This window comes from Desulfofundulus salinus, from assembly GCF_003627965.1.
GTDB lineage: Bacteria > Bacillota > Desulfotomaculia > Desulfotomaculales > Desulfovirgulaceae > Desulfofundulus > Desulfofundulus salinus.
Map to the genome: position 1 here is coordinate 1061812 of NZ_RBWE01000001.1, position 14761 is coordinate 1076572.

15 protein-coding genes and 1 riboswitch are annotated in these 14761 nt (G+C 56.4%); all 15 genes read left to right on the forward strand.

Going from position 1 to position 14761, the window contains the following annotated elements; all coding sequences use genetic code 11:
- Positions 1-111 precede the first annotated feature (111 nt).
- The 15 genes from recA (at position 112) to cobS (ending at position 14749) form a co-directional block, all read left to right on the forward strand.
- Positions 112-1143 (forward strand): recombinase RecA, encoded by a 1032-nt coding sequence (recA, locus tag D7024_RS05515; RefSeq protein ID WP_121450892.1) that lies wholly within the window; start codon positions 112-114, stop codon positions 1141-1143.
- Between the two features lie 369 nt (positions 1144-1512).
- Positions 1513-3051, forward strand: a complete 1539-nt coding sequence (gene rny / locus D7024_RS05520; protein ID WP_121450893.1) for a ribonuclease Y — start codon at positions 1513-1515, stop codon at positions 3049-3051.
- A gap of 126 nt (positions 3052-3177) precedes the next feature.
- Complete coding sequence (locus D7024_RS05525) at positions 3178-3696, forward strand: hypothetical protein (RefSeq protein WP_121450894.1); 519 nt, start codon at positions 3178-3180, stop codon at positions 3694-3696.
- 17 nt (positions 3697-3713) lie between these two features.
- Complete coding sequence (locus D7024_RS05530; RefSeq protein WP_121450895.1) at positions 3714-4493, forward strand: TIGR00282 family metallophosphoesterase; 780 nt, start codon at positions 3714-3716, stop codon at positions 4491-4493.
- A gap of 134 nt (positions 4494-4627) precedes the next feature.
- Positions 4628-4888, forward strand: coding sequence for a stage V sporulation protein S (locus D7024_RS05535; protein WP_013823423.1), 261 nt, complete (start codon positions 4628-4630; stop codon positions 4886-4888).
- A gap of 92 nt (positions 4889-4980) precedes the next feature.
- Positions 4981-5985, forward strand: coding sequence for a dipeptidase (locus D7024_RS05540; protein WP_121450896.1), 1005 nt, complete (start codon positions 4981-4983; stop codon positions 5983-5985).
- Complete coding sequence (locus tag D7024_RS05545) at positions 5986-6816, forward strand: PHP domain-containing protein (protein WP_121450897.1); 831 nt, start codon at positions 5986-5988, stop codon at positions 6814-6816.
- 27 nt (positions 6817-6843) lie between these two features.
- On the forward strand, positions 6844-8010 hold the full coding sequence (locus D7024_RS05550; RefSeq protein WP_121450898.1) for an LL-diaminopimelate aminotransferase: 1167 nt from the start codon (positions 6844-6846) through the stop codon (positions 8008-8010).
- 68 nt (positions 8011-8078) lie between these two features.
- Entirely contained in the window at positions 8079-8369 is a 291-nt protein-coding gene (locus D7024_RS05555) for a translation initiation factor 2 (RefSeq protein ID WP_121450899.1), read from the forward strand.
- A 143-nt stretch (positions 8370-8512) separates the two neighbouring features.
- Complete coding sequence (locus D7024_RS05560; RefSeq protein ID WP_121450900.1) at positions 8513-8929, forward strand: DUF3842 family protein; 417 nt, start codon at positions 8513-8515, stop codon at positions 8927-8929.
- Between the two features lie 45 nt (positions 8930-8974).
- Positions 8975-9147: riboswitch (cobalamin riboswitch) on the forward strand.
- A gap of 107 nt (positions 9148-9254) precedes the next feature.
- The gene (gene cobU, locus D7024_RS05565; protein WP_121450901.1) at positions 9255-9857 is read left to right on the forward strand and encodes a bifunctional adenosylcobinamide kinase/adenosylcobinamide-phosphate guanylyltransferase; all 603 of its coding nucleotides are present in this window, start codon (positions 9255-9257) and stop codon (positions 9855-9857) included.
- A 48-nt stretch (positions 9858-9905) separates the two neighbouring features.
- The gene (locus D7024_RS05570) at positions 9906-11477 is read left to right on the forward strand and encodes a cobyric acid synthase (protein WP_121450902.1); all 1572 of its coding nucleotides are present in this window, start codon (positions 9906-9908) and stop codon (positions 11475-11477) included.
- A gap of 151 nt (positions 11478-11628) precedes the next feature.
- Positions 11629-12585 (forward strand): adenosylcobinamide-phosphate synthase CbiB, encoded by a 957-nt coding sequence (gene cbiB, locus D7024_RS05575; protein WP_121450903.1) that lies wholly within the window; start codon positions 11629-11631, stop codon positions 12583-12585.
- A 14-nt stretch (positions 12586-12599) separates the two neighbouring features.
- Entirely contained in the window at positions 12600-14000 is a 1401-nt protein-coding gene (locus D7024_RS05580; protein WP_121450904.1) for a cobyrinic acid a,c-diamide synthase CobB, read from the forward strand.
- Positions 13994-14749, forward strand: coding sequence for an adenosylcobinamide-GDP ribazoletransferase (cobS, locus tag D7024_RS05585; protein WP_121450905.1), 756 nt, complete (start codon positions 13994-13996; stop codon positions 14747-14749). The genes D7024_RS05580 and cobS overlap by 7 nt, the downstream gene beginning before the upstream one ends.
- The last annotated feature ends 12 nt before the right edge of the window (positions 14750-14761 follow it).

The window sequence follows — 14761 nt, forward strand, 5'->3', positions numbered from 1 at the left end:
TTTTACCTGTCCTCTCCTTTCCGTACGATTATAATCATAATCCATCGCGTTAGTTGTGGCCAGGCCTTTTTGGCCGAGTCCGGTGACTTCTTTTTTAAGGTGGTGTTGGGAATGTCCAATGAGAGATTAAAGGTTCTGGAAGCGACCCTGAGTAAAATTGAACAGAATTTCGGTAAAGGGGCCATCATGAGACTGGGCGAGACTGCCAGGCTCAACGTGGAGGTGATTCCCACCGGTGCCCTGTCCCTGGATATTGCCCTGGGGGTGGGCGGGGTGCCCCGGGGCCGGGTGGTGGAAATCTTCGGTCCGGAGTCTTCGGGCAAGACCACCGTGGCCCTGCATATTATCGCCGAAGCCCAAAAAGCCGGCGGCATTGCCGCTTTTATTGATGCGGAACATGCCCTGGATCCGGTTTACGCCAAAAACCTGGGGGTGGATATTGAAAATCTGCTGGTGTCCCAGCCCGACACCGGCGAGCAGGCCCTGGAGATCTGTGAAGCGCTGGTACGGAGCGGTGCTATAGACGTGGTGGTCATCGACTCGGTGGCGGCCCTGGTGCCAAAGGCGGAAATTGAAGGGGAAATGGGCGAGCTCCAGGTCGGCCTGCAGGCCCGCCTGATGTCCCAGGCCTTGCGCAAACTAACCGGTGCCATCAGTAAATCCCGCACTACGGCCATTTTTATTAACCAGTTGCGGGAAAAGGTGGGCATAATGTTTGGCAACCCGGAGACCACACCCGGCGGCAGGGCGCTAAAGTTTTACGCTTCCGTACGCCTGGAGGTGCGCAAGCTGGAAGCATTAAAGCAGGGTTCGGACATCATTGGCTGCCGGACCCGGGTGAAGGTAGTCAAAAACAAGCTGGCTCCGCCCTTCAAACAAGCAGATTTTGATATCATGTACGGTACGGGGATTTCCAGGGAAGGGACGCTTTTGGATCTGGCCACAGAGATGAAGATCGTCACCAAAAGCGGCACCTGGTATTCTTACGGAGAGGAACGGCTGGGACAGGGCCGGGAGAATGTGAAGGAATACTTGCGGGATCACCCGGAGGTAGCCCGGGAAATTGAGCAAAAAATCCGCCAGCAACTGCAGATGGGCGGCATTAAGATGGCTTCAGCAGGCGATCAGACCACAGAGGAGTAATTTTGAACTGCTGGGATGTTAACAACTACCAGTTGTGTTACCCGTTGCCAGTGAGGGATGAACCTTGACATTCTCTAATAAAATATATAGAATTATCGTTGGGAGAAAATAGAATTGGTTACTACTGGTACGGGTTTGAAATAGATACAACCTTCCCAAAAGGAAGGAACATAACCTCAAGATTGACCTCTGAAAAAGGGGTTTAAGGGGTTTTTCTGCCCGTGTCCGAAAACAAAAAGTAGTACCGATTCTTTTTCTACCGAGTTTGACTCGGTCTTTTTTTTGTATACCTGTAACATCCCGGCAGGCCCGGCGGGCTAAAAAGCTGGGGATACCTGCAGGGAGCATGCGTTAAGGAGGTGAGATAATTTGCAAGCCATTACCGTAGTCGTAACAGTGATCGCCGCAGTGGTTGCTTTTGCCATTGGGTATCTGGTTCGCAAATACCTGGTAGAGGCCAAGATTGCTTCGGCCGAAACTGAAGCCAGGAAGATAATAGAAGAGGCAGAAAAGGCTGCAGAGGCGAAAAAACGGGAAGCTATCCTTGAGGCTAAAGAAGAGGTCTTGCGGTTACGGAATGAGATGGAGAGGGAGAACAAGGAGCGCCGGTCCGAGCTACAGCGCCTGGAACGGCGACTGCTGCAAAAGGAGGAAACCCTCGACCGTAAAATTGAGTCCATTGAACGCAAGGAAGAAGCCCTTAACCGCAAGGAGGCAGAGATTGAAAGTCTAAAAGCGCGTTTAAGCGAGATTTATCAACAACAGGTTAGCGAACTTGAACGGATCTCGGGGCTAACTTCAGAGGAAGCACGTCAGCAGCTACTTGCCGGCATTGAAAAGGAAGTGCAACACGAAGCGGCCCTGATGATCAAGGATGTGGAAAACAAGGCCCGGGAGGAGGCGGAAAGGCGCGCCCGGGAGATTATTTCCCTGGCCATTCAGCGGTGTGCCGCAGATCACGTCACCGAAACTACGGTGGCGGTTATTCCCCTGCCCAGCGATGAGATGAAGGGGCGCATCATTGGCCGGGAAGGGCGCAACATTCGCGCTTTTGAAACTCTAACCGGGATCGATTTAATTATCGACGACACTCCGGAAGCAGTAATTCTATCGGGGTTTGATCCCATCCGGCGGGAAATTGCCCGTATTGCCCTGGAAAAGCTCATCGTTGACGGGCGCATTCACCCCGCCCGGATTGAAGAAATGGTTGAGAAGGCCCGCAAGGAAGTGGAAGCCCAAATTCGCGAGGCCGGGGAACAGGCCACCTTCGAAACCGGGGTGCACGGTTTGCATCCCGAGCTAATCACCCTTTTAGGACGTTTAAAATTCCGTACCAGCTACGGGCAAAACGTCCTCAAACACTCCATTGAAGTGGCTCACCTGGCCGGACTGATGGCCGCTGAACTGGGCGTGGACGCACAAATAGCCAAACGGGCCGGTTTGTTGCACGACATCGGCAAGGCGGTGGACCACGAGGTAGAGGGTCCCCACGTATCCATTGGCGTGGAGCTGGCCAAAAAGTACCGCGAGCATCCCGAGGTAATCAACGCCATTGCCGCCCACCATGGGGATCAGGAAGCCCAGACCATTACTGCGGTGCTGGTACAGGCGGCCGATGCCATATCGGCGGCCCGACCGGGAGCCCGGCGGGAAACCTTAGAGGCCTATATCAAGAGGCTACAGAAGCTGGAAGAGATCGCCGGCTCCTTTGAGGGTGTGGAAAAATGCTATGCCATCCAGGCAGGGCGGGAGATCAGGATTATGGTTAAGCCAGATAAGGTTGATGACCTGGGAGCCGTCCGCCTGGGTCGGGAAATTGCCAAGAAAATCGAAAAAGAACTGGACTATCCGGGTCAGATTAAGGTGACCATTATACGGGAAACCCGGGTGGTGGATTACGCGAAATGACCCCGTACAGGGGTCATTTCCCTTCCATGGAATAAATTTTTTTTTGAACTACCTCCGGAAAGAGGCAGGAACTCGCCCGATAAAACCGAATTTAAACGTATTGCTGGTATGAGGGATAAAAGGAAGGTGAATTTTTTGGTTACGGGCAGGGAAGACGTTACAGATAGTGTGGGATTGTTAATTTCCATCCTGGTGCGTTACCCCGAGGTGGCCACCATTAATTTTGATCCCGGCAGGCAGGTTTTGAAGTTTACCTTCATTGCTTCCCGGGTCCTTAATCGCCGGGAGATAGCAGCAGTAAAAGAAAAGCTGCTTGATAGTATAGAGGTTTTCAGCATGCTGGAAGGCAAACAGACCCGGGTTAGCCTCATCGACCATCAAATCTGCGACCACCTGACCATGATTGAGGTTCAGCGTGATGTGGAAACCCTGGTTCAGGAAGAAATAGCCCTTATCGTACAGCTTTTGCGCCAGCTTCTGAACGATAACCTGGTTGCCGAAGCCAATGATTCCCTCTTTGAAGAGGATCTGCTGATCCAGGAAGAAATTATTGAACACATGCTTGACAGCATGCGCGCTGCAGCCGAAGACAAGCATCTTTTTGCCTTTCGTGAGGACGGTCGCGTACTGGTTTTTAACAAGTGACCAGGGGGAAACCTCCAGTGCGTTTGCTTTTCATCGGCGATATTGTAGGCCGCCCCGGCAGGCGGGCTTTAAAAGAAAACCTGCCCGGGCTGCAGCGGGAACTGGACATCGATTTTATTGTGGCCAACGGTGAAAATGCCGCCGGAGGTAACGGCATTACCCGGGAAGTGGCCAGGGAACTTCTGGCCAGCGGCATTGATGTCATCACCATGGGCAATCACGTTTGGGATCACAAGGAAATCTTCGACCTTATCGAACAGGAAAAAAGGATCTTGCGCCCGGCCAATTATCCTCCCGGGGTACCGGGGGCGGGTTTTTACGTATATGAGACCGGGCGTAATGGAAAGATAGCCGTTTTAAACCTGGCCGGACGCGTTTTTATGTCCGAACTTGATTGTCCCTTCCGTAAGGCAGACCAGTTGCTCGCCCAGCTGGGGGGGGTAACCAGGGTGATCCTGGTGGATTTTCATGCCGAAGCTACCTCGGAAAAAATGGCTATGGGCTGGTATCTGGCCGGACGGGTATCGGCAGTTTGCGGTACCCATACCCACGTCCAGACGGCCGATGAACGCATTTTACCCGGTGGCACGGCTTACATTACCGATGTGGGCATGACCGGTCCCCGGGATTCGGTGATTGGCGTTAAAAAGGAGCTGGTGCTGAGCAAGTTTCTCACCCAGTTGCCCCGCCGCTTTGAGGTAGCCTCCGGGCCCTACCAGTTCAATGCGGTGGTCATTGACATTGATGATGAAACCGGTGAAGCGCGGGAAATCAGGAGGATACAAAATTACGAATAATCAGAAGTTAGAAAAAAGATTCCGAAAGGGTGCGTCATAAAAAAGGAATTTTTTTGACCTTAGCGAATATATAATTTATGAACTGCAGCAGGTGCCGGAAAAATATTTCCACAGAAGAAGGAGGTCTTTGGCGCATGGAAGTATTAAAAGTTTCAGCAAAGTCCAACCCAAATTCTGTCGCTGGAGCCCTGGCCGGGGTTCTCCGTGAGCGTGGCTGTGCGGAAATACAGGCCATCGGTGCCGGTGCCCTTAACCAGGCCGTAAAAGCGGTAGCCATTGCCCGAGGATTCGTAGCGCCCCATGGAATGGACCTGATCTGCATACCTGCCTTCACCGATATTATCATTGACGGGGAAGAAAGAACAGCCATCAAATTAATAGTAGAGCCCAGATAAAAATTGAAATAGTAAATTTTTTGCAGGCGGCCTGTTTATTCCGTCGACGAATAAACAGGTTTTTTAGTTCGCTTATGGGAGTGAATGGACGGGTGGACTGGTCATCCCTGCACCACCACAGCCTGGTGGTAGATGCCCATTGTGATGTGCTCACGGCTATGGAGATTCAAAACCGTCATTTATCGGAGGAGGGAAAGGGCGGGCATGTGGATTTAGGCCGTTTGCGCCGGGGAGGCGTAGATGTGCTGTTTTTTGCCGCCTTTATTGCCCCGGTCCACCGGGAGCGGGCCGTTGTCAGGGCCATGGCACTTCTCGACAGGTTTTATAGTGAACTTGAGGCCAACCGGGAAGAATTAATGCTGGTTACCTGTTTTGACGATATTGCGGCGGCCCGGGCTTCAGGTAAAATCGGTGCCCTGCTGGCCATAGAGGGTGGGGAGGCCCTGGGGGGTCGTCTCGAGGTGCTGCGCATGTTTTACCGCCTGGGGGTGAGAAGCCTCACCCTGACGTGGAACGGGCGCAACGAACTGGCCGACGGGGTGGCCGAAGAGGAAACCCGGGGTGGTTTAACCCGTTTCGGCCGGGAGGTGGTGCGGGAAATGAACCGGCTGGGGATGCTGGTGGATGTCTCCCATTTATCCGAGGCCGGTTTCTGGGATGTGCTGGAAGTATCCACCCGGCCCGTGATTGCCTCCCACGCCAACACCAGGCATGTTTGCAATCACCGCCGCAACTTGAGCGACGACCAGATCCGTGCCCTGGCCGCCCGCGGTGGAGTAATAGGGCTGTGCTTTTGTCCCGAATTCGTCCATCCCTCGGAGCCCTCGCTGGACAAACTGCTGGATCATGTGGATCACATGGTTGCCCTGGGCGGGGTGGGCTGTGTGGGGATAGGTTCCGACTTTGACGGTATTAAAAATGTTACCCCGGGACTGGAAGACGTCTCCCATCTGCCCTCCTTAACCCGGGCCCTGTGGCAACGGGGATACCGGGCCGAAGAGATTTCTGCCATCCTGGGGGGTAACTTCTTGAGGGTATTGCATCAGGTTTTGCCCAAGCAGGAACAACCGCCAGCAGCATCGAATGAGGTGAAATAATTGCCCTGTGACCTGCACGTACATACCACCGCTTCCGATGGTACCGACGCTCCCGGAAAGGTTGTGGAAAAGGCCCGCAGGGCAGGTCTTTCTGCCCTGGCCATCACCGATCACGATAACGTTGATGGCCTTCTTCCCGCCCTGGACGCGGGCACAAGGCTTTCTTTTCCGGTTTTGCCTGGAGTGGAGCTGAGTACGGAGGAAGATGGCCACGAAATACATATCCTGGGCTATCTTTTTCAGATTGATCATTCTGAACTGCTGGCCCGGCTTGCCCTTTTTCGCCAGGCACGGGTGGAACGGGTGGTGAAGATGGTGGAACGGCTCCGTTGCCTGGGAATACCGGTGGAGGTGGAACAGGTGCTGGAGCTGGCGGGGGAAGGGGCGGTGGGGCGCCCCCATGTAGCCCGGGCACTGGTTCAGGTGGGGGCCGTGGCCACGGTGGGGGAAGCTTTTGAGAAGTACATCGGCAAGGACCGGGTGGCCTATGTGCCCAGGTACAAGTATACCCCCCGGGAGGCGGTGCACCTGCTTCGCCGGGCGGGCGGAATAGCGGTGCTGGCCCATCCGGGCTTGGTCCGTTGCGATCACCTCATCCCCCGGCTGGTTGCTGAAGGGTTACAGGGTCTCGAAGTGTTTTACCCGGCCCATTCAGAAGAGATGGTGTGGCATTACAAGAGACTCTGCCGGCGTTACCGCCTGGTGGCCACCGGGGGCTCTGACTACCACGGTTCGGACCATCGTGAGTATAACCGCCTGGGGGCGGCCACGGCACCGGATGAAGTAATATCTATATTACAGGAACTGGCCCGGCAAGGCCCGGGAGCTTAAACTTGTTGTCAAAAACGAGGTGGGGACATGGAAGTAGCTCAGCGCATTAAAGGTTTGGAATCGGCCATTTTTAACGAGATGGAACATTATAAGAAACAGGTAGAGGCCCGGGGAGTGAAGGTGATTAATCTGGGTGTGGGCAGCCCGGATCGTCCCCCGGCCCCCCACATCATTGCCGCCCTGCACCGGGCAATTGATAATCCAGTTAACTACCGTTATCCCCTGGAAGGTCTGCCGGCCCTCCACCAGGCGTTGGCCCGCTGGTACCGGCGGCGCTTTGGGGTGGAACTGGATCCGGATCATGAAGTGCTGGTATTAATGGGTTCCCAGGACGGTCTGGCCCACATCGCCCTGGCTTATATTAACCCGGGGGATGTGGCCCTGGTCCCCGATCCGGGTTACCCCATTTATGCCTGCAGTATTCTCTTAGCCGGCGGGGAAATTTACCCCATGCCCCTTCTGGCCGAAAACAATTTTCTGCCCGATTTGTCGGTCATCCCCGGGGAGGTGGCCCGCAAGGCCAGGTTAATGTGGCTCAACTACCCCAACAACCCGGTGGCCGTTTCGGCCAACCGCGAATTTTTTGAACAGGTGGTCGATTTTGCTCGCCATTATGATATCCTGGTTTGCCATGACGTGGCCTATGCCGAGCTGGCTTACGACGGCTTTAAACCCATGAGTTTTCTGGAAGTTCCCGGTGCCAAAGAGGTGGGTATTGAGTTCTATTCCCTGTCCAAGACCTACAATATGGCCGGCTGCCGGATAGGCTTTGCCGTGGGCAACCGGGATGTGCTGGCCGCCCTGGCCCGCATCAAGTCCAACATTGACTACGGTGTATTCCGGGCGGTTCAGGAGGCGGGCATTGCGGCCCTGGAAGGACCCCAGGATTGCGTGGAAGAGACGGCTCGCACTTACCAGCGCCGGCGGGATGTGCTGGTGGACGGACTGGCCCGTTATGGCTGGCATATGCCCAAACCCAACGCCTCCATGTTTGTCTGGGCTCCCCTGCCGGCGGGATATACTTCCTCGCGGCAGTTTGCCCTGGACTTGCTGGAGCGGGCAGGGGTGCTGGTCATTCCCGGGCTGGCCTTTGGAGCCATGGGGGAGGGCTATGTGCGCATGGCCCTGGTCCAGGAAGAGGAGTTGCTGGCCGAGGCCGTGGAACGCATTGGCAGGGCATTTTCCTTCCGGTAGCCCTTCGTCTATTGCCACCAGGAGCAGCATATACTAAAACCAGACCTGCTGCCTGGGGTGGTGGATCGATGGATGTGCTTGAAATGCAACGGCGGATCCAGGAACTGGAGGAAAAGGTGGAACAGCTCCGTTTAAGCCGCCGGGTGTTGATGAATTTAATTGAACGGATGGAGAAGGAAAAATCCTCCTTTCTGGCCCAGCTGGAAAAGGAGAATAAGCGGCTGCACCGGGCTAATTACCGTTACGCCCGGTCCCTTTTACAAAAAAATTTACAAATCCTAGAGCTGGAATCGAGACTTAAGGATTACCTGTCCCGGGATTCTGTTGAAGCGAGGCAACCGGATTCTCGCGGCGGTTAAACCGGTTTCATACCGCCTTCGCAGCGCCGGCGGGATCCGGTCCGCAGCGGGCCGGGGTGTACATCTTACGTGAAGCACCGGTGTAAGCGGGGACAAGCCCCGTTTAAGTTGTGTTTAAAACTAAAGGTTTAGGAGCGAATATTATGCGTATTGCTGTAGTGGACGGGCAGGGTGGCGGTATTGGCAAGCATATCATGGAAAGGTTGCGCCGGGAATTGCCCGAGGATGTGGATATTTTGGCCCTGGGAACCAATGCCCTGGCTACTTCGGTGATGCTCCGGGCCGGTGCTAACGAGGGAGCCACCGGCGAAAATGCGGTAATCTACAATGCGCCCCGGGTAGACCTGATCGTGGGTCCGGTAAGCATTCTTTTCCCCCACGCCATGATGGGGGAGTTAACACCGGCCATGGCCGCGGCCCTCGCCGCGAGCCCGGCAAAAAAAATTTTGTTGCCCCTGGTGCGGGGATCTGTGGAACTGGTGGGATTGCGTGCCGAACCCCTGCCCCATCTGATCGAAGAATTGATCCAGCGCGTAAAAGAATACGTAGAAAAATTTTAACTGTGAAGAGGATTTTCTTTTAAAATAGCGAATTAGCCAACAAAATAATTTTCCTGGCCCGCAGGTGCCCCAACGGGGAGAATAGGGAATCAGGTGAAACTCCTGAGCGGTCTCCGCCACTGTAACCGGGAAGCAGCCCTGCAATGCCACCGCCAGGGAAGGCGTAGGGCAGGTGATGATCCGGGAGCCAGGATACCTGCCTGCGGGTGCCTTTGACCCCTTCGTGAGAAAAGGGGCTTGGCGTATGTTCGGGGCTAGGGACTGGCCTGGCACAAGTTTCCCCGGTCTTTCGAAGGCTGGGGTTTTTGTTTTAAGGGGTGTTGTTATGGCTCTGGTGCTTGTTCTTGGCGGAGCCAGGAGTGGCAAGAGCAATTTTGCCGAAGAACTGGCCGCTTCTTCCGGTTCAAGGGTTGTTTATGTCGCTACGGCAGCCGCCGGCGACGACGAAATGGTCCGCCGGATCGTTAATCACCGCCGGCGCCGCCCTGCCGGCTGGCTTGCTGTAGAAGAAACGCACCAGCTGGAAAGGGTTATCAGGGAATACGAAAGAAAGGCAGACGTCCTTTTAATTGACTGTTTGACCATGTGGGTGACCAATCTCTTGCTGGACGAAAGTCTGCCCGCCTCCGGCGGTACGGCGGAAGATAAAGAAAGTTTCATCCTGGAACAGGCCCGGCAATTGGGCAGGACTGCGGCCGCTTCGCCGGCCCGGGTAATTATGGTAGCCAATGAGGTAGGATTGGGCCTGGTACCGGACAATGCCCTTGGCCGTTCGTTTCGCGATGTGGCGGGGCGGGTAAACCAGCTCCTGGCTCAAGAGGCGGAGGAGGTTTACCTGGTGGTGGCCGGTCTGCCGGTAGAAGTAAAGTCCCTGGCGGTTAAAAACCGCGCCGCGCGCCGGGGTTTCTTTACGACCGAGGGGCTTTGAAGCATCCTTGTTTTATTTAGTACGGATACTCAAAAAGGAGGGTCTTTCATGCTGGCCAGGACCATTATGGTGCAGGGAACCGCTTCACACGTGGGCAAAAGTGTCCTGGTGGCCGCCCTTTGTCGCATCTTTTACCAGGATGGCTACCGTGTGGCTCCGTTTAAGTCCCAGAACATGGCCCTGAACTCTTTTGTAACCCGGGATGGGGGTGAAATGGGCCGGGCTCAGGTGGTGCAGGCCGAGGCTGCCGGGGTAGAGCCGCATGTGGACATGAACCCCATTTTGCTCAAGCCCACGGGACAGGCCTCCTCCCAGGTGATTGTCCTGGGCCGGCCGGTAGGAAACCATTCCGCCCGGGAATATCATAACGGCTATGCCCAAAAGGCATGGGAAATTATATGCCAGGCCCTTGATCGGCTGCGCCGCCGTTATGAGATTGTGGCCATAGAGGGTGCCGGAAGCCCGGCAGAGGTCAACCTCCAGGCTACGGAAATTGTGAACATGCGGGTGGCCCGGCTGGCGGAGGCCCCGGTGCTTCTTACCGCCGATATAGACAAGGGTGGCGCCCTGGCCGCGGTGGTTGGCACGCTGGAATTGCTTCCGGAAGAGGATCGGCGGCGGGTGGCGGGGATCATTATCAATAAGTTTCGCGGGGATTTAAAACTTTTCCAGCCGGCGGTGGACTTCCTGGAAGCAAAAACAGGCATACCGGTGGTGGGGGTAGTTCCCTACTTTGAAGGCTTCCGGGTGCAGGAAGAGGATACGGTTTCTGAGGAAAGCCTGCGCAGAAGTCGGACACCTTCCAGGCGGGAAGTGGAAATTGCCGTCATTCACCTGCCCCATATTTCCAATTTTACTGATTTTGATCCCCTGGAGGACGAGCCCGATGTAAATTTGCGTTATATTGGGAAAGGAACTCCTTTGGGACGGCCAGATCTGATCATCCTTCCCGGAAGCAAAAATACCATTGAGGATCTGGTTTCTTTAAAGCGATCAGGCCTGGCCGGCGAAATATGCCGGTTGGCCCGGGAAGGAGTACCGGTAATCGGTATTTGCGGTGGCTTCCAGATGCTGGGCAAAGAGCTGGCCGATCCCTATCACACCGAGTCCAGCATTCCCAGAATAGAAGGGCTGGGGTTGCTGGATATCAGCACCGCCTTTGAGCCGGAAAAGGTGACCACCCAGGTGGAGGCCACAGTTACCGGCAGAGGCCCCCTTTTATCGCTGGCCCGGGGACAAAGGGTAGTGGGTTACGAGATTCACATGGGACGCACCCAACTGGGGCCCGGGGCCGTACCGGCCTTTCACATCCACCGGCGTTCCGGGGAAGCGGTGGATTGCCCGGATGGGGCACAGGATGAACGGGGACTGGTCTTTGGAACCTATATCCACGGCCTGTTTGACGACGATGGATTTCGCCGGCAGTTGCTTAACGCTTTGAGATTGAAAAAGGGGCTGGCTCCCCTGGAGCAGGGAGGTACCAGCCACCTGGAGCAGCGACAACGGGATTATGACCGGCTGGCTGCGGTAGTGCGGGGAAGCCTGGATATGGGCATAATTTACCAGCTCCTCGGTTTGCCGGGACCCAAGACCAGGGGCCCCATGGCCGGGGCGGTATGAAATTCTCTACAAGAATGAGTTTGGCCCGCGAGGCTCACCGGAGCGAGCGGGAGCCAAAACAGGGTAGTTGGAAAGTGGGGATAACTCAGACGAGAATGCACGGAAAGGGGCGACAGGCCTGGGCGTTTGGATTTGTGCCAGGTAACGGGACATGCTCGGAGTAGTGGCTGCTTACCTTGTGGACCTGCTGGTGGGAGATCCCCACTGGTTTCCCCACCCGGTAGTGATTATCGGTAAAATCATTGCCGGATTAGAAAAAATTTTCCGCCGGGTAGCTAAAAGTCCCCTTTCCCTGCGGGTTGCCGGGGTGGTCCTGGCGGCCGTGGTGGTGGGGAGCAGTTACCTGGCCACGTACCTTTTGGTCAGCCTGGCTGCCCTTGTGCATCCCTGGCTGGCCCTGGGACTGGAGGTCTGGCTGATTTCCACCACCTTTGCCGTCCGGGGGCTGGCCGGGGCGGCCCGGGATGTGCTGCGTCCCCTGTCCCGGGGCGAACTGGACCTGGCCCGCCGGCGGGTAGGCTTTATAGTTGGCAGGGATACGGACCGCATGGATGCCCGGGAAGTGGCCCGGGCTACGGTGGAAACAGTGGCCGAAAACATTGTCGATGGTTTTGTGTCCCCCCTCTTTTATGCCCTGATTGGCGGAGCGCCCCTGGCCATGGCCTACCGGGCGGTGAATACCCTTGATTCCATGGTGGGCTACCGTAACGACCTGTACCGGGATCTGGGCTGGGCCTCGGCCCGCCTGGACGATGTGGCCAATTTTTTGCCTGCACGCTGGGCGGGGCTGTTGCTGGTGGCGGCAGCCTGGCTTTCCGGACGCAGGGCTGGGGAGGCCTGGCAGGCCATAAGAAAAGATGCCCGGCGTCATCCCAGCCCCAACAGCGGCATTCCCGAGGCGGCCATGGCCGGTGCCCTGGGGATATGCCTGGGGGGGCTGAACTATTATGGCGGGGAGGTTTCCTTTCGGGCCTACTTAAACGAATCCGGCCACCCGCCGCAGATAGATCACATCCGGCAGGCGGTGGACATGCTCTACCTCACCGCCGCCCTGGCGGTGTTTAGCGGTTTAGCGGTGAAATTACTCTTTTTTTACTCACTTTTATGAGGAGGCAGGACTCTTTGAACATACCGCGCCTTTTAATTGCCGCTACCCACAGCGGTGCCGGTAAAACCACTTTGGCCACGGCCCTGATGGCCGCCTTTACGCAGGCGGGTTTTGCCGTCCAGCCTTTCAAGGTGGGCCCGGATTATATTGATCCCGGCTACCACACCGCGGCCACCGGACGGATTTCCCGCAATCTGGACACCTTTTTTTTAGGGGCGGCCGGGGTGCGGGAGGTGTTTGCCCGCGCTGCTTCCGGGGCGGACCTCTGTATAATCGAAGGGGTTATGGGTCTTTACGACGGCAAAGGGACTACGGAGCGGGGTAGCTCGGCGGAGGTGGCTAAGACCCTCGATGCCCCGGTTTTGCTGGTGGTGGATGCCCGGTCCATGTCCCGCAGTGCGGCCGCCCTGGTCCTGGGCTACCGCCTTTTTGATCCCCGGGTGCGTTTGGCCGGGGTGCTGCTCAACCGGGTGGGCAGCGCCCGGCACTACGCTACGCTTAAGGAGGCCATTGAAAAACAGGCCGGTGTTCCCGTGCTGGGTTGGGTTGGCCGCCGGGAGGAAATATCCCTTCCCCACCGGCACCTGGGTCTGTTGCCGGCGGTGGAAAAGAATGCCCTGGCCGACCATTTGGAGCTGCTGGTGGCAGTCCTGGAGGAAGGGGTGGAGCTCTTCCGCTTGCTGGAGGTAGCCCGGCAGGCGCCGCCACTGCCCGAAACTCCGCGGGAGATTTTCCCCGCCACACCCCTGCCCCCCCGGGTGCGCCTGGGGGTAGTAAAGGACGCCGCCTTTAACTTTTACTACCAGGATGGGCTGGAGCTCCTGGCCGCTTTGGGAGCGGAAATCGTTTTTGTCAGCGCCCTTGCCGATCCGGCTTTGCCACCGGAGCTTGATGGTATTTACATTGGTGGTGGCTTTCCGGAAATGTTTTTAAAAAGGCTGGCGGCCAACAAAGGGTTCCTTGAAAGTTTGCGCCGGGCCTTTTACCAGGGTATGCCCGTCTATGCCGAATGCGGCGGGTTGATGTATCTTTGCCGGGCCATTTGCGATTTTGAGGGCAGGGAGTATCCCATGGCCGGTTTGTTGCCTGGAATTTGTCGCATGCATTCCCGGCGGGTAGCCCTGGGATATTGTGAAGCCCGGGTACTGGCTGATAATATCCTGGCCCCGGCCGGAACAAGGCTGGTGGGCCACGAATTTCACTATTCCTCAATAGAGGGCATGCCCCGGGATTTCCCCCGGGCTTATGTGCTCTACCGGGAAGGGGATAAGGAGGGGTTGCTGGATGGCTACGTCCATGGCAACCTGCTGGCCTCTTACCTGCACCTGCACTTTGCCGCCTGCCCGGAAGTTGCCCGGCGATTTATTGACCGTTGCGAGCATTATAAAAGGCAAAGAAGGGTGATGGGATGCTGAAAACCCTGGCCATGGCCCTGCAATTTTTAACCAGGTTTTACGTTTACCGGGGTGAATTCGATGAGCGGGCCTACGGGCGGGCCCCCGTGTTTTTCCCCCTTGTGGGCCTTTTCCTGGGCGCAGCCTGGATGGCTCTTTATTTCGGTCTTTCCTCCATCTTCCCGCCGGCAGTCACCGCCGCCCTTTTGGTGCTGGGCATGGTTGTATTTAGCGGGGGGTTGCACCTGGACGGGTTTATGGATACCATGGACGGTATTTTCAGCGGGCGGTCCAGGGAGAAAATGCTGGAAATTATGCGGGATAGCCGGGTGGGAGCCTTTGGCGTACTCGGACTGGCGTGTTTATTGTTGCTCAAGTTTGCACTGCTTTTTAGCCTGCCCCGGGAGGTTTTGCCCCGCTTGCTTTTAATTGTCCCTGCCATCAGCCGCTGGGGGATGGTTTACGCCATCGCCCGCTTTCCCTATGCCCGGCCGCAGGGCCTCGGGCTTTTGCAGGTCCGCCATACCCGGGGGCGGGAGCTGGCCCTGGCATCCCTTTTTGCCCTGGGAGCGGCCGTTCTCGGGGGACCGGTTGGCCTGGTTCTGCTGTTTCTTTCCCTTGTACTGGTTCACCAGTTTGGCCGATACTTAACCGGCCGGTTGGGCGGTCTCACCGGAGATACCTACGGGGCTATCAATGAAATACTGGAAGTGTTTTTACTGCTGGTGGCATATCCTTTACTCAATTACCTGCCAGTAACTCTTTGGTAAAAGGGGGTGCAA